Genomic DNA, 17,925 nt, shown 5'->3' with positions numbered 1-17,925 from the left:
GCTTTTTATTTTGTTTAAGTCGCTTGTCGTGAATAAATAGTTGAATTTTATTAAATGAATCGTTAACTTTGTCATGGAACACATATATCAATTTATTTTCACTTAATAGCGGTTGGGAACGTTATAAGTAGGTATTAAGTATTGATATATAGGTTTCTTATTTAAATGGTTCGGAATTTCGACACACTGATCAGAAAAATATGTAAAATTTAAGTTTCTTATTTGTTAAGAATTTGTAAATAGAATTGTAGTTATGTAAATTTTGTGATATTTTCAAGTAGGGACAAAACGGTATATTTAAGAACGTCCGCAATGTTTTACTTTATAATAAATTTACATAGTATTTACAATGAGAAAGTTGCTTGCTACTTTTTTCTGAAAATTGTAAATAAGTTCCTAAACCACTTGTCTTATGGATTAAAAATTTACGAATGTGATTGGTGACAATCGCTCAAAATGGAGGATTTTGAATGTTTAGTAAGAAAAAGGATAAGTTCATGGTTCAATTAGAAGAAATGGTGTTCAACCTAGATCGTGCAGCAATTGAATTCGGTAAGATGGATTTTAATACACACCTAGATTTGAAAGCTTATTCTGATAATATTAAAACGTATGAGTCACATGGTGATGAATTAATGCATCAAGTTATCACTGACTTAAACCAAACGTTTATTACACCAATCGAGCGTGAAGATATCCTATCTTTATGTAATGCGATCGACGATGTTTTAGATGCGATGGAAGAGACATCTGCTATGTTTGAAATGTATTCAATTGAGTACACTGATGAGTACATGGCTGAATTTGTTGAAAATATCCAAAAAGCAGTAGCTGAAATGAAGCTTGCTGTAGGATTATTAGTAGATAAAAAGTTATCTCACATGCGTATTCATTCTATTAATATTAAAGAATTTGAAACAAACTGTGACGGAATCTTAAGACAATCAATGAAACACATCTTCAACAGTGAAACGGATCCAATCACATTAATTAAAATAAAAGATATTTATCAAAGCATGGAAGAAATTGCTGATAAATGCCAAACAGTTGCTAATAATTTTGAAACTATAATCATGAAAAATAGCTAAGGGAGTCTTCATTTATGTCATATATTTTAATTGTCACGATAGCTATAGTTATATTTTCATTAATATTTGACTTTATTAATGGGTTCCATGATACAGCTAACGCTGTCGCAACTGCGGTTTCAACAAGAGCGTTAACACCTAGAACTGCTATTTTGTTAGCAGCAGTTATGAACTTTATTGGTGCTTTAACATTTACTGGAGTAGCTGGAACTATTACTAAGGATATTGTTGATCCATTTAAGTTACAGCATGGTTTAGTTGTTGTATTAGCAGCGATTATTGCAGCAATTATTTGGAATTTAGTAACTTGGTTGTATGGTATTCCAAGTTCTTCTTCACATGCGTTAATCGGATCAATTGCAGGTGCAGCTATCGCGTCACAAGGATCATTCGCTGTTCTACATTATCATGGTTTTACGAAGATTATTATCGTATTGATTATTTCACCAATCATTGCATTTTGCGTTGGTTTTATCATGTATTCCATCGTGAAAGTCGTGTTTAAGAATGCGAATTTAACACGTGCAAACCGTAACTTTAGATTTTTCCAAATCTTCACAGCAGCATTACAATCATTCTCACATGGTACTAACGATGCTCAGAAATCAATGGGGATTATCACTCTAGCATTAATCGTTGCAAATCTTCAGAATGGTGCTAGTGTAGAACCTCAGTTATGGGTAAAAATTGCTTGTGCCACTGCAATGGGTCTTGGTACAGCAGTAGGTGGTTGGAAAATTATCAAAACTGTAGGCGGTAATATCATGAAAATTCGTCCAGCTAACGGTGCAGCAGCGGATCTTTCGTCTGCATTGACAATTTTCGTAGCATCATCACTACATTTCCCATTATCAACAACACACGTTGTGTCTTCATCAATTCTTGGTGTAGGTGCTTCTAACCGTGCGAAAGGCGTTAAATGGAGTACAGCACAACGTATGGTAGTGACTTGGGTTATTACATTACCGATTTCAGCAATCTTAGCTGGAATTATATACTTTATCATTCATCTATTCTTAAAATAAAGATACAAAAATATATGCTATCTCATATACAAAGATGAAGTTCTTATTCGATGAACTTTGTATTGATATCGAGTGAGAGCATGGAATATCATTCCAGAAATAATAGCAGTAAGAGGATTCCTAATGGAAATCTTCTTACTGCTACTTTTATATTCAATACTTCGTATTAACATGTAATTGAGCCCTTAAATACTATTAAGATAAGGTGCTTTCGTATCATTTAACTAACACTACTAAATTGAATGAGTGATAGTTGGATATATCCTCTCTATCTAGACCTAATTAACAAAAATAAGCTCTAAGACGCTTTCGCTAAAGAAAGTGTCTTAGAGCTCTTATTTTGAATTTATGTGATGATCACAAATTAATGAATATATGCATAAAGTGATACTTCAGAAGCTGGAATTGTACGATAATCAGTGTTGTAAGGTCCGTTAGTATAATTCATTTCAGAAATTAAAATACTTCCGTCACCATTCACACGTTCAACATAAGCCACGTGGCCATATGGTCCAGGTGTACTTTGCATAATCGCACCAACTGAAGGTTGGTTATCTACTTGATAACCGTCATTAGCTGCATTATCTGCCCAAAATTTAGCGTCTGACCAGTATGTGCTAATTGATTTACCAGCTTGCGCACGTTTATCAAATACGTACCAAGTACATTGACCTTCAGTGTATAGGTTTTGGTGATTAAAAGTAGGTGAGTTATAACTACCATTACCAGTTTGAGTAGTTGCAGCTCCACCAGAACCTGAACCACCACTAGGAATTTTTAAAGTTTGTCCAGGTGTAATTAAATAACCATTTAAATTATTAGCTTTCATTAAAGCATTTACTGATACACCATATTTATTTGCAATGATGTTTAATGATTCTCCAGATTTCACATTGTGTGTAGAAACTGAACCAGAGTTTGAAGAAGTGTTTGAATTTGAGCTTTGTGAAGCACTTCCACCTACATTAATGACTTGTCCAGGGAACACCATGTTGCTATCTAGATTATTATTTTGTTTAATACTATCTACTGAAGTATTGTATTTTTGAGCAATGCTCCATAATGATTCTCCTGACTGAACTTTATGTTGTGTCGAAGCTTCAGCATCATGGTGTGAAAGTACTGCGGCTGCACCTGAAGCGGCTGTTACTGCAAAGGCTAACTTTTTCAAAGTGACTCCTCCTTAAATGTAATTAAAATTTTTAATTGAGTTTAATATGTAGACCTATTGTCCCTAAAAGTCTTTTTCATGAATCGAACTCTTTAATTACTTTTTACTATACTTTCTTATTACGTACCCAATACTAACAAAAATAATAGCGTCTGTGTGCTTTGTTATTATCTTGTAATATTGTTAACATTTTGTATACTTTAAGTCTTTGATGTGTGATAGTTGATTTTACAGGGTTTGTAGGAAGTTTAATTTAATTAAGCGAAATTAAAATTTTCGAAATTGTAATAATGTAATAATTATTAATAACAAATTTTCGAAAACTTCAATATATTTAGACATTATTAAATCAAACACTTTTGAAATCTTACATATTGTTGTAAACTTTTAGTAATCGGTTATTTTAATGATAGAAAAAGGAGTTTTCTTGATGTCGCAATCGACACACAGTAGAGGTAATGCTCAAAGTTATACTAAAGATAAGCATGAGTCTCACGCTTATGGCAAAGTTTGGTTATTCTTTATGTATTATTGGATTATATTTGGGATTGGTTGTTACTTTGGCCAATATTTACCTTTGTCTTGGCGAAGACCATTATCTATAGCATTATTTGTTATTTTACTAGCCACTTTATTTATTAAACGAGCACGTAAGTACGGGATAGTCATTTCACATATATATGCAATCATTGTTGGTTTATTGTCATATGCTATGTTCACTTCTTATTTGCAAAATTTAGGAGCAGAAGTATTTTATAAAAATATACTACTCGCAATCGGCGCTTTTATAGCATTTGGAATTGTTGGGTATTTCTTAATTAATGATGCTTCAAGTATTGGCAAATATTTATTTGTAACATTAATCGCGTTAATTATTGCAAGTTTAATAGGCTTATTTATTCATAATTCGCTATTTCATACAGTTATAACAGTCGTAAGTTTATTGTTGTTTTTACTTTATACGCTTTATGATTTTAATAGAATGAAAAGAGGTCAGTTTTCACCAAGAGAAATGGGATTCAATCTTTTTATCAATTTATTAAATATAATAAAAGATATACTAAGATTAGCTAATCGCTTTAAAAATTAAATTATTAAATCTATAATATGTGATATTCAAGATGTGGGTGTATTGGTTCCTAATGAGAAGAAATGAAGTTATATAATTGACTTGATCATTGTTTATTTAAAGGAATTTTAACGCCCCATCTTTTTATATACTATATAATTAGATGGAATAGACACATAAAAAACAATTGATTATATATATAATTTCATTTTTGATATATCATTCGTATTGTGTTAGATTGGCGCTTGTTAAATATGAGTGACGTTTAAATCATTTTTATATTAGGCTATTTAAATAGGAAAAGAGGTAAAGTAATGACAAATTCCTGTTTGCATATACTTTCTAAAAGCGAGTATTCGACAACTCGTTGCCAAGATGGGATTCTTTTATTTTGGCCAATAGAGGGAAGCATGCACCTTCAACCATTTAGAAAACATAGAACCTTAACGAACGAATTATATATCGTTAATAATATGGATGTATTTGGTATTAATAGTAATGGTACAACACTAGAAATATATATTTCTAGCGATTGGTTTACAGAGTTAGGATACAATTTCTTTGATTATCATTATACTGCTGAACTGATTAAATCTACGAATGAAGTTAAATATCTAATGGCTGAACTTGCATTAAATTTTCTTGATGATAATACTGATAAAGAGCATGAACTTATTAATAAAATTGTTGAAACACTTGCGAAAGAGGCAAGTATCGATAAAAAAATAGCCGAAGATCAATACATATATGCATTTTATGGAGACTTAAAAGAAGAATTAGATTATATATATAACCATATGAGTGAAAGATTGACTTTAAAAGATATATCAAATCAATTATATGTATCCAAGTCTAATTTATCCTCTCAATTTCATATATTAATGGGGATGGGTTTCAAAAAATATGTTGATACTTTAAAAATTAGTAAATCGATAGAGATGTTATTGACTACAGATAAAACGATTAGTCAAATCAGCGACAAATTAGGTTTTAGTAATGCTTCAACCTATTCAAAACAGTTTAAAAATTATTTAAGTGTTACACCTAACGAATATCGAACGATGAAGAAATATGATAAATACAATGGCTGTTCTGATGATTCAATACCTGATCATCGTAAAGCGCCGCTAAGAAAACTTATTCGTTCTGTCACACCTAATAACGTTTCTGATGCTTACGATAAAATTAAAATTGATGCCTCCCCTCATACAGAGGCATCAACTTTTTATTCAGTGATTCAAATTAATACTGTCGAGGAAATCAAAGTTCTCTTCTTAGAGGGTTTATATAAAAGAATTGGCTTCAAAGATTCTAATATTATCTTTTACTTTATGCCTCATTTATACGAATATAGCAATGATTTAACAGAAAACGAAAAAAATTATATCAGTCAGACCATTATCGAGAATGAATTACATGTCGCATTTCATATTGAAGAAATTGAACGTGTCAATGAACTAAAAGAGAGTTTCATGTGGGGGCTAAATCAATTCAGTGACAAATCCTCTGTGATAGATAAAGATTATGAAGTTCAATTCATTTTTAATTTAAAAGAAAAAGAAATACGCGATATTTATAGAGATATCTTAAAAATGCAAAACATGCCGTTGAAATACAAAGTAGGATTAGATATCAGTTGTATGGTTGATGATCCTACTCAATTTAAAGCATTAGAATCTCAAATTAAGAGATTAAAGTTTGATTATCTTTATATAGATAATGCGCAGTTAACTTCTCCTTATTTGATGGGAAGCAACGGGGGTCTGTTCCTAAAGAATATACTCCAATTGCAACACTTGAATGTTAATTTAGAACAGTTTGATTTTGACAAAGAGAATCTTATTTTTCTAAATTTAGTGAACCACCAATTATTAAATAATGAAGAAATTGATTTAAGTAATAGTGCTCCACTTTTATATCAATCTGTTGCTAAATTGAAAGAAAGCTTTTCTGGTTATGGATTAAACTTATTTTCTCACCCCAATCTATTTAACGCAGTTCATTTATTTGATGAAAATGGCTTTAAAACAACATTAGGACTTATATTTAATGATTTAAGTTGGATGATTAATCAAAATAAGTGTGAAAAACGTTTCTATAATATTGTAGAGAATGAAGACAGATATTTGCTTTATCTATTTGATTGGCGCGTGATTGAAAGTGAATCAAAAGGAGACAATTTCAATGATATAGAAGTTGATATTAGTTTTGAGGATCCACAATTAGCAGATGAATACATTTGTGTAATGGCTAAAATTGATAATGAAAGTGGTAATATCAATCACATTATTTCTCAAGAATTGCGAAGCAAATACGACTGGTCTACTAAGTTTCTAATTAAAGTTGAAGATAATTTTAAACCGTATGTTGAGATTTTTGAGCATGATTTTAAGGATAAGTCTTTAAAAGTGAATTTAAAATATAACGCTGTTTATCTCATAAAGATTTATAAAAAAGATAACAGATTAAAAAAGGCGTGACGCAATTCAATTTAAATTTATTGGTAATTTTGACAAATGATTAAAAACAAATGCCAAAGACAATGACTCATATATTTAGGATAATGTTACTATACATTGTCTACTTATATTTGGAGGTGCACGTCTTGAATGAACAGAAACTAGAAAAGCTACTAGATTTTTACAAACGATATAAAGCATTATCTGAATATATAGATAAAGAATATAAGTTGACATTAAATGATCTTGCTGTATTAGATTTAGTTAGAAAATATTGTTTAGAAGAACAAGTGCTCATGCAGGCATTTTTAAAAACAGCAATAAATGAATTAGAATTGAGTAGAACAAAATTATTGGTTTCAATTCGTAGATTGATAGATAAAGAAAGATTAAGCAAAGTAAGATCAACTAGAGATGAACGGAAAATTTTTCTATATATGAATGAGGATAACTTAAAGAAATTTAATGCTTTATTTAATGATGTTGAGAAATTCTTAGACATTTAACTTAAAGGTGTCGATGCTTAGTAATAGGTTTCATCGACATTTAAAATATATTTATAATATAAGTCTAGTTCTCGATGATAGGCTGTCGTCAAAGGTGTTCACTTTGATGACAGCTTTTTTGTATAGATAGTTGAAACAGCTAAGTAAATAGGGAAGGTTTGACGATTAAAATATTGATATGACAATGGTTTACATTGAATTATGTGATTTTACAAAAATTCATCCAAAATATATAATGAAGAGCATAGAGTACGAAAGTGAGATGACATTATGGGACGTAAATGGAACAACATTAAAGAGAAAAAAGCCCAAAAAGATAAAAATACAAGTAGAATTTATGCCAAATTCGGCAAAGAAATATATGTAGCAGCAAAATCTGGTGAACCTAATCCAGAATCTAACCAAGCATTACGTTTAGTATTAGAACGTGCTAAAACATATTCAGTACCCAACCATATTATCGATAGAGCAATCGATAAAGCAAAAGGTGCTGGAGAAGAAAATTATGACCATTTAAGATATGAAGGTTTTGGTCCAAGTGGCTCAATGTTAATCGTTGATGCTTTAACTAACAACGTTAACCGCACAGCTTCTGACGTTCGTGCTGCCTTTGGTAAAAATGGCGGTAACATGGGCGTGTCTGGTTCAGTCGCTTACATGTTTGACCATACAGCTACTTTTGGTGTTGAAGGTAAATCTGCCGATGAAATTCTAGAAACATTAATGGAACAAGATGTTGATGTGAGAGATGTTATAGACGAAGATGGTCTTACAATTATCTATGCAGAACCTGATCAATTTGCGCAAGTTCAAGATACATTACGTGAATCAGGAATTGAAGAATTCAAAGTTGCAGAATTTGAGATGTTACCACAAACAGATATTGAGTTATCTGCAGAAGACCAAGCTACATTTGAAAAGTTAGTGGATGCACTTGAAGATTTAGAAGATGTTCAAAATGTATTCCACAATGTAGATTTAAAATAATGCAAACAGCACAAGAGTGGATTCAACAACTTGAACTGATAGCCCATCCTGAAGGTGGATATTACAGAGAAACACTTCGAGATAGTGATGTAAATAGAGCGCCATATAGTAGTATATATTTTCTATTAACGCATGAGAAGATCTCACATTTTCACAGAATTGATGCCGATGAAGTTTGGTATCATCATGCTGGAGAGACTTTAACTATTCACATGATTATGCCAGATGGGGTCTATCGTACAGCTCGCTTGGGACGCAATATTTCTGACGGTGATGTACTGCAGTATTGTGTTCCTAAGGGTACGATTTTCGCTTCTTCGTTAGATGGTAATGAGGGCTATAGTTTAGTCGGTTGTATGTGCCAACCTGCATTTGAGTTTGAGCACTTTGAATTATTTGAACGAAATCAACTGCTTGAGCAGTATCCAAATTTGGAAAACATAATAAACAAGTATGCTATAAAGCATAAATAGAAGGCATGTCCATTTATTTTGGACGTGCTTTTTTTAGTGGGAGCTCGTACTACATTAGTAAGTAAAATAGTAGTTGTTAGTGTCCTCTGTTGTTTGTCATTTTTTGTATGATTAAAGCATAGTATTTTTGTCGATTTTAAGTAAATTGCATCAATCTATAGTAAAATAGAGTTAATATACTTTTGAGAATTTAAATGTAAAAGTCATCAATCTAAAACATAAGATGACATTAACTAACCAGTTTAATATAATAAAAACAAGGAGTTGGTGACTGTGAAAGTAAAATATATAGATAAACGTCACTGGCGTCGCCTGATAGAGAGAGAGTATACAGAGGTTAAAGTTAATAATAATAGATTTAAAGGTATTATCGGCTTGGTCACGATGAAAAAGGTTCGTGAGCCTTTAGAGGTGACGGTAGTTGGACAAAATATAATAGTCGCAGATGACAATTATAAATGGTTGCAGATACTACCAGAAAAAAAGCGATACAGCATCACTGTCATGTTTGATGATAAAGGTCATCCGCTAGAATATTATTTTGATATTAATATAAAGAATATTACTCAAAAAGGAAATGCACGCACATTAGATTTATGTCTAGATGTCCTTGTACTACCTTCAGGTGAATATGAACTTGTAGATGAAGATGATTTGATGTTTGCGTTACAGAATAAACAAATTTCTAAGAAACAATATCATGAGGCGTATATTATTGCGCATCAATTAATGATTGAAATTGAAGAAAACTTTTCAGATGTGCAAGAAAAGGTTATGCGTTGTTATCATAAGATTAATCATAAGGCTCAAAAGAACAAACAGAAACGTCCTTTCAAACCGAGAAATAAACATAGACAGCACCGACGTAAGACAAATTAAAATATAAAAAGGACAATATTTTAGAAAGTTTATCAACTGAAATCTAAAATATCATAGCAAGATTTAAGGACAGAAATATTTAGGGGGACGCTATGAAAATTGATGATTATCGTTTACTCATCACATTAGATGAAACAAAGACGTTACGGAAAGCTGCTGAGATATTATATATTTCTCAACCCGCTGTAACACAACGTTTAAAAGCTATTGAAAGTTCATTCGGAGTTGAAATATTTATACGTACAAAGAAACAACTTATCACAACAACCGAAGGAGCTATGATCATTGATCATGCACGAGATATGTTAAAACGTGAACGCTTGTTTTTCGATAAAATGCAGGCACATATTGGAGAAGTGAATGGCACCATTTCAATTGGTTGTTCATCATTAATAGGTCAAACGTTACTACCTGAAGTATTGAGCTTATATAATACACAATTTCCAAACGTTGAGATACAAGTTCAAGTCGGTTCTACTGAGCAAATCAAAGCCAATCACCGCGATTATCATGTGATGATCACGCGAGGAAATAAAGTGATGAACTTATCTAACACGCATTTATTTAATGATGAACATTACTTTATCTATCCGAAAGACCGTCGTGAGGATGTTACAAAATTACCATTTATAGAATTCCAAGCAGATCCAATATACATCAATCAAATTAAACAATGGTATAACGATAATTTAGGACAGGATTATCATGCAACCATCACAGTAGACCAAGTTGCCACATGTAAAGAAATGTTATTAAGTGGTGTTGGTGTGACAGTTCTTCCTGAAATTATGATGAAGAATATTGATAAGAATATGTTTGAATTTGAAAAGGTAAGTATTGAAGATGAACCACTCATACGTTCAACATACATGAGTTATGATGGAAGTATGTTACAACTTCCACAAGTTGATTCCTTCGTGAATTTAATGTTGAACTTTATTCGTTAGTTTTTTAAGCAGTTTTCTAATATACTACAGAAAGTATATTTTATATAGAAGAATAGAGGTTGGAAAGATGTTTACAGCACTGTTGCAAATTAAGAACTATAAGTTATTTGTTGTGAATATGTTATTACTTGGCATGGGTATAGCAGTGACTGTACCTTACCTCGTCTTATTCGCAACAAAAGATTTAGGAATGACAACAACTCAGTATGGATTATTACTCGCTCTTGCAGCGATAAGTCAATTTACAGTTAATTCAATCATTGCAAGATTTTCAGATACACATAACGTCAATCGAAAGATACTCATTATATCTGCTTTATTCATGGGCGCAGTTAGCTTTTCAATTTATTTTTACGTACATCAAATATGGTTATTTATTGTCTTATATGCAATTTTTCAAGGTTTATTTGCTCCCGCTATGCCACAACTATATGCCTCAGCAAGAGAATCAATTAATATTTCCAGTTCACGAGACCGCGCGAAGTTTGCGAACACCGTTTTACGTTCTATGTTTTCACTTGGCTTTTTATTTGGTCCCTTTATTGGTGCGCAATTAATTGAATTGAAGGGATATTCAGGGTTATTTGGTGGTACAATTGCCATTATATTATTTACGCTCATTTTACAAATCTTTTTCTATCAGAATTTACCAGCTGAACAACAAATCTCCTCTCAACAACATGTTGAAAAGGCTGCACCAAACATGTTCAAAGATAAGACTTTATTGGTTCCATTTATAGCATTTATTCTATTACATATTGGTCAATGGATGTATACGATGAATATGCCATTATTTGTTACAGATTACTTAAAGGAAAAGGAAGGCTATGTCGGTTATTTAGCAAGTTTATGTGCCGGTTTAGAAGTTCCTTTTATGGTGATACTAGGTATACTTTCTGCTAAACTTCCAACACGTACATTATTGATTATTGGTTCAATCTTTGGTGGTGCATTCTATTTTAGCATTGGTGTGTTTAAAAACTTCTATATGATGTTAGCCGGACAAGTGTGTTTAGCAATTTTCTTGGCTATCTTGCTTGGACTAGGAATCAGTTACTTTCAAGATATATTACCTGATTTCCCAGGTTATGCCTCAACATTATTTGCAAACGCTATGGTCATAGGGCAGTTATGTGGTAATTTATTGGGTGGTGCCATGAGTCATTGGGTTGGTTTGGAAAATGTATTCTTTGTTTCAGCTGGCTCAATTTTTGTAGGAATGGTACTGATATTTTTTACGAAAGATCAAAAAATAACTGAAGAAAATATGGAGTAGATCATTATGTCTGTCATTTTATGGATACTTATTATCCTTATGTTTATTTTAGCATTTGTAGGATTAGTCAAACCCATCATTCCTTCTATTCTTGTGATGTGGATAGGATTTTTAATTTATCAATTTGGTTTTAATGATGGTCATTTATCGTGGGTGTTCTACGTAGCAATGATTATCTTCACAGTGTTGATTCTTATTGCGGATTTCATGATGAATAAATATTTCGTGGCTCGATTTGGTGGGAGCAAGTTAGGTGAGTATACTGCACTTGCAGGCGTCATACTAGGGTGCTTTGTATTTCCGCCTTTCGGTATTATTTTAGTGCCATTAGTAGCAGTATTTGTCGTTGAGCTACTGAATGGCTTTGATGTAAAGAACGCTTTAAAAGTAAGTTTAGGTTCAGTTGTTGCTTTTTTAGCGAGTACAGTTGCTCAAGCTATCATCATGGTAATTATGGTGATATGGTTCTTTATCGATGTGTTTTTATTTAATTAAATCATCGTTTTCTAATCATGAAAAGAGGCTGGGACATAATTAATTGTCTCAGCCTTCTTAACATATTGGCAGTAGATGTCTGAATTAAAAGTGCACTTATATCAAGCTTCTTTTAATCCTAGCCATCCTTGCCGGGGTGGGACAACGAATATAATTTTGCTGAATTATATTTCTGTCCCTCTCCCTTTTTATACGCGTGTATTTGCGTCTTTATTATAGAAATGATGGTTAATATAGAAGGCAATTGGCGTAATTACAATAGCAATAATTATAAAAGTCCAATTACTAACGTTAATGTATGGTCCAAAAGCTAAAAATGATTGTGGAATAAAAAACACATAAAATAGCGCGACTAAAAGTAGTGCAATCACGCCATAAGTGAGCCACCATACCCAATACGAATTACTGAAACATTGCAATTGCACGGTTCGAAAGCTCATCCATATGAAAAGGAAAATAATAAACAATCCTACAATAACAGTAATTGGGAAAGTATAGAGATATAAATAATTACTATCGCCACCAATAAAAAAGCCGATAAATCCCTTTAAAAAGCAAAATATTCCAATTAGGAAAATGAAATTATGGTATATATATTTGAAAATATTCCTAATCGTTTCGTTAGGTAGCGACTTAAGTTCTTTTTTAGCATGTGCCTTAGGATCATGATCGAAGAACTCCATCGCAAGCATTCCCTTATCTTCAGCACGAATTAAATGCTTTAATATGCGATTTAACATCAGCTCAGAGTCATGAGGATTGACGCTTAAATCGGCACGGATATACGTCATGTAGTTTTCAAATATCTCACGATCGGTATTGTTAAGTCGTAAAGATTTAACATTATTCTCCTTTGTTAATTGTGCTGTTGATTTCATGATAATTGAAGTGCTCCTTTATTGTCTGAAAATAAAACCAGTGAGCCATCATATATTGATAACTCATCTACGTTTTGCATGTTATTATGACTAATAATATCATAAATGTATTCATCATATCATTAACGATTGAGGTGTTTTTAAGATGAAAGTCATTACCATAGAAGATAAAATATGGTTGAACGAAATTGCGAAAATACATGAACATTTAATTTCTGAAAATGAATCCAATTATCAAGTTACCACAACGTCTATCTCTCTAAGATATGAAATGCTTAAAGCCCGTCTAAAATATTCTCAAGACGCGATTTTTGTCAGTGAACAAAATACTACTCTCGAGGGGTTTATATGGGCACACTATGAACCGCAAATGAGCGTTGTTCAAATTGAGGTATTATATGTTAAACCTGAATATAGAAAACAGAGCATCGCCACACATCTTAAAAACACGATTGAGGAATGGGCAATTTCTATAGGTGCGACAGTGATTGAAAGTACAGTGAATATTGATAATCATTCCATGATACAACTGAATAATCATTTAGGATATCATACAACGCATTTGAAAATGACTAAAAATTTAAAGGGAAAAAATGAATAAATTAAAAAATCATGTTAAAATAAATTGTATTTATAAGTACTTACAAAGGAGTCTATCATGAAAAAATGGTTAACTTTACTCTTAGCCTCAACTTTAATGTTAACAGCATGCGGTAAAAGTAACGAAAAAGCTTCTTTAGAAAAAAGCATTAATCAATTAGAGAAAGAGAATAAAGATTTAAAGAAACAAAAGAAAGACTTACAAACTCAAAAAGATAAACTCAAAGATAAGCAAGATCGTCTTCAGAAAGATATTGATGAACTGCCTGCTGAAGATACTTCAAAAAAATCATCTAAAGAGAGCAAATCAAATTCTAGTAAGGAAAATGGTTCAGACGAGGCATCTTCTAACGATTCAAAACAATCAACAGAAACATCGAAGTCAGATCAATCTAAAGCATCATCTAAGGACGCTAAGCAGTCCAGTGAACAGAATCAAAATGTTGATAAAAAAACACAGGACAAAGCGTCAACAAATAAAAACAAAGATTCAAAGAGCACGTCTAACTCATAACTTGCCATTTAATCAACGTTTGATGGTGCATTGAAGCGGGTATTATAATTGATAAATTACTCTAATGAATAATCAAATTAAACATTTAACATAGTTTTGGATTCAAAATTTCAAAAGATGACTGATTTTATACATCTTTAAGAGGAGAGATTAACGATGCATGAACAAGATTTTAATATTTTAGAAGGTAAAAATCTTACACTGCCTGAATTAGGGAGAGAATTAGAAAACATTACAGGACGTACAATCGTCGATTCAACTAGTGAAATTAAACGTGTCATTGCGCACCTACCAAACTTTGAATCGGATACTGACACATTCGTTGCTACTTATCGTTTAAATCATCAAAATGATTTTATCGATGCAACGTTTACTGCACCTAAAGAACAACGTGACCGATTAAAAGAAATTCCAGTTCACGTGGAATTAATTAGTTATATCTCAAAGGCATAAATCACTAATATTAATATTATTCAATTAGCGCGATATGAAAGTGGGGACAGCTTCATAACGCGTTAATTTTGTATTAAAATAAGGATATATTTAGCTTTTTCGGTAAAATGGAGTGTTTAACATGGGAACTTACATTGAAACTGAACGTTTAAAGTTACGTGATTGGGAAGAAAAAGATTTATTACCTTTTCAACAAATGAACGCGAACCGCCAAGTGAGAAGATACTTTCCAAGTTTATTAAGTTATCGTCGTTCTGAATTAGATATGAGGAAAATGGATGAGATTATAAAAGAAAAGGGAATTGGACTTTTTGCTGTCGAATTAAAAGAAACAGGTGAATGGATAGGATTCATTGGAGTGAATTATCTTCCTAAAGAGAGTAAATATCCTTTTAAAGAACTACCATTATACGAGATTGGTTGGAGACTTATTCCTGAAGTTTGGGGGAATGGTATTGCCACAGAAGGCGCTGAAGCTGTAATGGATTATGCGATGGAAAAAGGAATTACTGAATTATATAGTTTCACCTCAGAAACCAATTTACCCTCTAGAAAGGTAATGGAAAAAATTGGTATGACATTCTTAGATAACTTTGAATTTCCTGACCTCAGCAAATACCACCCACTCAAACGCCACGTCAGATATTATAAAGAGTTACTTCCTTCACAAAGTGAAGGTTAGTAACTCTTATGCAATAACAAAGTTATTGTAAACCTTGAATATACTTCCTTCACAAAGTGAAGGTTAGTAACTCTTATGCAATAACAAAGTTATTGTAAACCTTGAGGGTACTTCCTTCACAAAGTGAAGGTTAGTAGTTCTAATGCAATGGGAGCGATACAGAATTCTAGAATTTAAGAATTCGTATTATCGCCCCGGCAAGGATGACTAGAGTTGAAGAAAGTTTAGCATAAGCGCATTTTCAATTCAGTCAGCTACTGCCTATATATAGTCAACTTTCTCTTTCAAAACCTAAATTAATAACGCATCTATAAGCGTGTTCAATTGCTTATAGATGCGTTTCATTTAATCGTATGTACGTACACCAAGAGGTTTATAGTTGTGTAAACCTTCTATCAATGCTTCTTTAGTATCAAACAGTGGTGCTAATTTTTTATATTTTTTATCAATAAATCCTTCTTTAATCATATGTTCAATTAAAGCTTGTAACGGTTCAAAGAAACCATTAAGATTGAAAACTCCGATAGGTTTTTGGTGAATGCCAATTTGTGCCCAACTATACATTTCAAAGAACTCTTCTAAAGAACCAGCACCGCCTGGAGCCATCACAAATGCATCTGCTAATTCTGTCATCTTATTTTTACGTTCATGCATGGAATCTACTAAAATGAGTTCACTCACTTTTTGACTGGTAATTTCTCGTTCATCTAACATCTTAGGCATGACACCTATAGCCTTACCGCCATGATCAAGTACGCCATCTTGAATAGCGCCCATAATACCAACTGATCCAGCACCAAAGACAAGTTCATAACCTTGTTCAGCCATATATTTACCTAATTCATAAGCCTCTTTAACATATGATGGATCATTTCCTTTGCTTGCACCACAATAAACTGCGATTCTTCTTATCATGTTTTACCTCCTAAAGTTGTTTAATAATTTTCGAAAATGCTTGTTCAAATTTTAATCTATCTTCTCTTGTGAAAGGTGGAGGACCTTTATGACGGCCACCTTGCTTTCTAATTTGTGCGTTAAGATAACGTTGGTCTAACAAACTTTGAATATTATCTGAACGATATATACTTCCTTTATGATGCATGACTACACGTACTTTGTCTATAAGTAAACTTGCCAAACCATAATCTTGAGTAATGACAATGTCCTCACTTGTCGCTATTTGTACAATTTTATAATCGACAGCATCAGGTCCATCATCAACATACACAGTTTTAACATGTTCAGGTTGGATTTGATGTGAAAAGTGGCTGAAACTCCTCAACACCGTAACAAAAATGCCTGTCCCTTCGGTTAATTCAATCACTGAATTAACAACAGGACAAGCATCTCCATCTATGATTACTTTTGTCATCACAATTTAGGCTTTAGAATCATCAGATTCTTTATTCTGTTTTACGACACTGTCAGCCACGTAATCATCATATTTTTTAAATTCCTTTTTTCTAGCTTTTTTAGCTTCTTCGCGTTGTTTTTCTTCTTTTTTGTGACGTTTTTCAATATTCTTTTGAAGCTTTTTATCTAATTTCTTCACATCTTTACGATTATCTTTTTCTAATTTTTCGCCTTTTTTCTCTGTTTTATCATCTAATTTACCAGGAGTTAAGCCGACTTTTTCTTCATATTTTTGAGATTTTTTCATATCTTTAATACGTTGTTTTTGATTTTCTTCACGTTGTTTGTCTTCTTCTTTGTGTCGTTTCTCAATATTTTTCTGAAGCTTTTTATCCATTTTGTCAGCTTCTTTACGATTTTTCTTGGCTAATTTTTCGCCTTTTTTCTCGATGTATTCAGGATCATTTTCTTTCGCAATTTTCTTCAATTCACGTTTGTTGTCATATTCTTGTTTTTTATCGCCAACATATTCTTTTACATCAGAAGCTTTATTTGAAATCGCAGACGTTGCCTTTGAAGTTGCTTTAGACGTAGCATCAGTAGCTTTACGTACGTCGGGATGTTCTTTAATACGTTTACGTTCAACGACTAACGGTACGATCACGATAGGTAGTACATTGATTAAAGTCTTAATGAGTTTCTTATTGTCCATACTCGTTGCCTCCATTAATTTTTACTATTCTTATTCATACCCTATGATACATGATAGTAAACGAGAGTGACCAGTGGATATATACATTTAACCTATAAGGCTTATTTTGAAAATGAAATAAAAAAACACTTGCGAGTTCGGAATTAACTCACAAGTGTATATCAAAGGTGCTTAAAAGGTTGCACCTTTTAAGTAAGAAGTACTCACTTACATAGAAACTAGTATTGCTATAAAGGATAAGAAATCCATAAATTAAAGGATTACAATGGACTGGTGTCCATTGCATAAGAAGTACTAAGGAAAAAATAAGTCATTTTCAGTTAGGATTACAATGGACTGGTGTCCATTGCATAAGAAA

The 17,925-nt window shown here is 32.2% G+C and carries 20 protein-coding genes; 15 read left to right on the top strand and 5 right to left on the bottom strand.

Features of this window, described 5'->3' with window-relative positions; genetic code table 11:
- The first annotated feature begins 470 nt into the window (after window positions 1-470).
- Entirely contained in the window at window positions 471-1,088 is a 618-nt protein-coding gene (locus JMUB898_RS10910; RefSeq protein ID WP_002433514.1) for a DUF47 domain-containing protein, read from the top strand.
- Window positions 1,089-1,102: 14 nt separating this feature from the next.
- The gene (locus tag JMUB898_RS10905) at window positions 1,103-2,113 is read left to right on the top strand and encodes an inorganic phosphate transporter (RefSeq protein WP_126502003.1); all 1,011 of its coding nucleotides are present in this window, start codon (window positions 1,103-1,105) and stop codon (window positions 2,111-2,113) included.
- Between the two features lie 364 nt (window positions 2,114-2,477).
- Here JMUB898_RS10905 and JMUB898_RS10900 read toward each other — a convergent pair whose 3' ends face one another.
- The gene (locus JMUB898_RS10900) at window positions 2,478-3,284 is read right to left on the bottom strand and encodes a LysM peptidoglycan-binding domain-containing protein (RefSeq protein ID WP_002441362.1); all 807 of its coding nucleotides are present in this window, start codon (window positions 3,282-3,284) and stop codon (window positions 2,478-2,480) included.
- A gap of 430 nt (window positions 3,285-3,714) precedes the next feature.
- On the opposite strand from JMUB898_RS10900, the gene JMUB898_RS10895 reads away from it, so the two are divergent.
- The 9 genes from JMUB898_RS10895 (at window position 3,715) to JMUB898_RS10855 (ending at window position 12,375) form a co-directional block, all read left to right on the top strand.
- A complete protein-coding gene (locus JMUB898_RS10895) occupies window positions 3,715-4,374 on the top strand; it encodes a Bax inhibitor-1/YccA family protein (protein WP_037541161.1) in 660 nt (219 codons plus the stop codon).
- A 293-nt stretch (window positions 4,375-4,667) separates the two neighbouring features.
- Window positions 4,668-6,833, top strand: a complete 2,166-nt coding sequence (locus JMUB898_RS10890) for an AraC family transcriptional regulator (protein ID WP_145985564.1) — start codon at window positions 4,668-4,670, stop codon at window positions 6,831-6,833.
- 125 nt (window positions 6,834-6,958) lie between these two features.
- On the top strand, window positions 6,959-7,318 hold the full coding sequence (locus tag JMUB898_RS10885) for a transcriptional regulator, SarA/Rot family (RefSeq protein WP_126502001.1): 360 nt from the start codon (window positions 6,959-6,961) through the stop codon (window positions 7,316-7,318).
- A 270-nt stretch (window positions 7,319-7,588) separates the two neighbouring features.
- The gene (locus JMUB898_RS10880; RefSeq protein ID WP_002441371.1) at window positions 7,589-8,305 is read left to right on the top strand and encodes a YebC/PmpR family DNA-binding transcriptional regulator; all 717 of its coding nucleotides are present in this window, start codon (window positions 7,589-7,591) and stop codon (window positions 8,303-8,305) included.
- A complete protein-coding gene (locus tag JMUB898_RS10875) occupies window positions 8,305-8,778 on the top strand; it encodes a cupin domain-containing protein (protein ID WP_002441373.1) in 474 nt (157 codons plus the stop codon). Before JMUB898_RS10880 ends, JMUB898_RS10875 begins: the two co-directional genes overlap by 1 nt.
- Before the next feature lie 273 nt (window positions 8,779-9,051).
- Window positions 9,052-9,657 (top strand): ribonuclease FAU-1 family protein, encoded by a 606-nt coding sequence (locus JMUB898_RS10870; RefSeq protein ID WP_037541165.1) that lies wholly within the window; start codon window positions 9,052-9,054, stop codon window positions 9,655-9,657.
- 92 nt (window positions 9,658-9,749) lie between these two features.
- Complete coding sequence (locus JMUB898_RS10865; RefSeq protein WP_002441376.1) at window positions 9,750-10,604, top strand: LysR family transcriptional regulator; 855 nt, start codon at window positions 9,750-9,752, stop codon at window positions 10,602-10,604.
- A gap of 67 nt (window positions 10,605-10,671) precedes the next feature.
- Window positions 10,672-11,880: a sugar efflux transporter gene (locus JMUB898_RS10860; protein ID WP_002441378.1), complete on the top strand. Its 1,209-nt coding sequence runs from the start codon at window positions 10,672-10,674 to the stop codon at window positions 11,878-11,880.
- A 6-nt stretch (window positions 11,881-11,886) separates the two neighbouring features.
- The gene (locus JMUB898_RS10855; protein ID WP_002441380.1) at window positions 11,887-12,375 is read left to right on the top strand and encodes a DUF456 domain-containing protein; all 489 of its coding nucleotides are present in this window, start codon (window positions 11,887-11,889) and stop codon (window positions 12,373-12,375) included.
- 188 nt (window positions 12,376-12,563) lie between these two features.
- Here the strand turns inward: JMUB898_RS10855 and JMUB898_RS10850 are convergent, their stop codons facing one another.
- Complete coding sequence (locus JMUB898_RS10850) at window positions 12,564-13,253, bottom strand: DUF1129 family protein (protein WP_002441382.1); 690 nt, start codon at window positions 13,251-13,253, stop codon at window positions 12,564-12,566.
- A 145-nt stretch (window positions 13,254-13,398) separates the two neighbouring features.
- On the opposite strand from JMUB898_RS10850, the gene JMUB898_RS10845 reads away from it, so the two are divergent.
- The 4 genes from JMUB898_RS10845 to JMUB898_RS10830 all read left to right on the top strand — a co-directional run bounded on the left by JMUB898_RS10845 (window position 13,399) and on the right by JMUB898_RS10830 (window position 15,502).
- Window positions 13,399-13,854, top strand: coding sequence for a GNAT family N-acetyltransferase (locus JMUB898_RS10845; RefSeq protein WP_002441384.1), 456 nt, complete (start codon window positions 13,399-13,401; stop codon window positions 13,852-13,854).
- Window positions 13,855-13,911: 57 nt separating this feature from the next.
- The gene (locus JMUB898_RS10840; protein WP_002441386.1) at window positions 13,912-14,367 is read left to right on the top strand and encodes an SA0632 family lipoprotein; all 456 of its coding nucleotides are present in this window, start codon (window positions 13,912-13,914) and stop codon (window positions 14,365-14,367) included.
- Between the two features lie 156 nt (window positions 14,368-14,523).
- On the top strand, window positions 14,524-14,820 hold the full coding sequence (locus JMUB898_RS10835; protein ID WP_002441387.1) for a hypothetical protein: 297 nt from the start codon (window positions 14,524-14,526) through the stop codon (window positions 14,818-14,820).
- Between the two features lie 121 nt (window positions 14,821-14,941).
- Window positions 14,942-15,502, top strand: coding sequence for a GNAT family N-acetyltransferase (locus tag JMUB898_RS10830; RefSeq protein WP_002441390.1), 561 nt, complete (start codon window positions 14,942-14,944; stop codon window positions 15,500-15,502).
- Window positions 15,503-15,847: 345 nt separating this feature from the next.
- Here JMUB898_RS10830 and JMUB898_RS10825 read toward each other — a convergent pair whose 3' ends face one another.
- From JMUB898_RS10825 to JMUB898_RS10815, 3 genes are read right to left on the bottom strand one after another with little or no spacing between them, the layout of a single operon-like run.
- Window positions 15,848-16,414 (bottom strand): LOG family protein, encoded by a 567-nt coding sequence (locus JMUB898_RS10825; protein ID WP_037541529.1) that lies wholly within the window; start codon window positions 16,412-16,414, stop codon window positions 15,848-15,850.
- A 13-nt stretch (window positions 16,415-16,427) separates the two neighbouring features.
- A complete protein-coding gene (locus JMUB898_RS10820) occupies window positions 16,428-16,874 on the bottom strand; it encodes a YaiI/YqxD family protein (RefSeq protein ID WP_002441395.1) in 447 nt (148 codons plus the stop codon).
- Between the two features lie 6 nt (window positions 16,875-16,880).
- Window positions 16,881-17,567 carry a hypothetical protein gene (locus JMUB898_RS10815; RefSeq protein WP_037541167.1) on the bottom strand — a complete coding sequence of 229 codons (687 nt, stop codon included), beginning with the start codon at window positions 17,565-17,567 and terminating at the stop codon, window positions 16,881-16,883.
- Window positions 17,568-17,925 lie beyond the last annotated feature (358 nt).

The organism is Staphylococcus caprae (assembly GCF_003966625.1).
Taxonomy (GTDB): Bacteria; Bacillota; Bacilli; order Staphylococcales; family Staphylococcaceae; genus Staphylococcus; species Staphylococcus caprae.
This window is presented reverse-complemented; position numbering and strand designations above follow the sequence as displayed.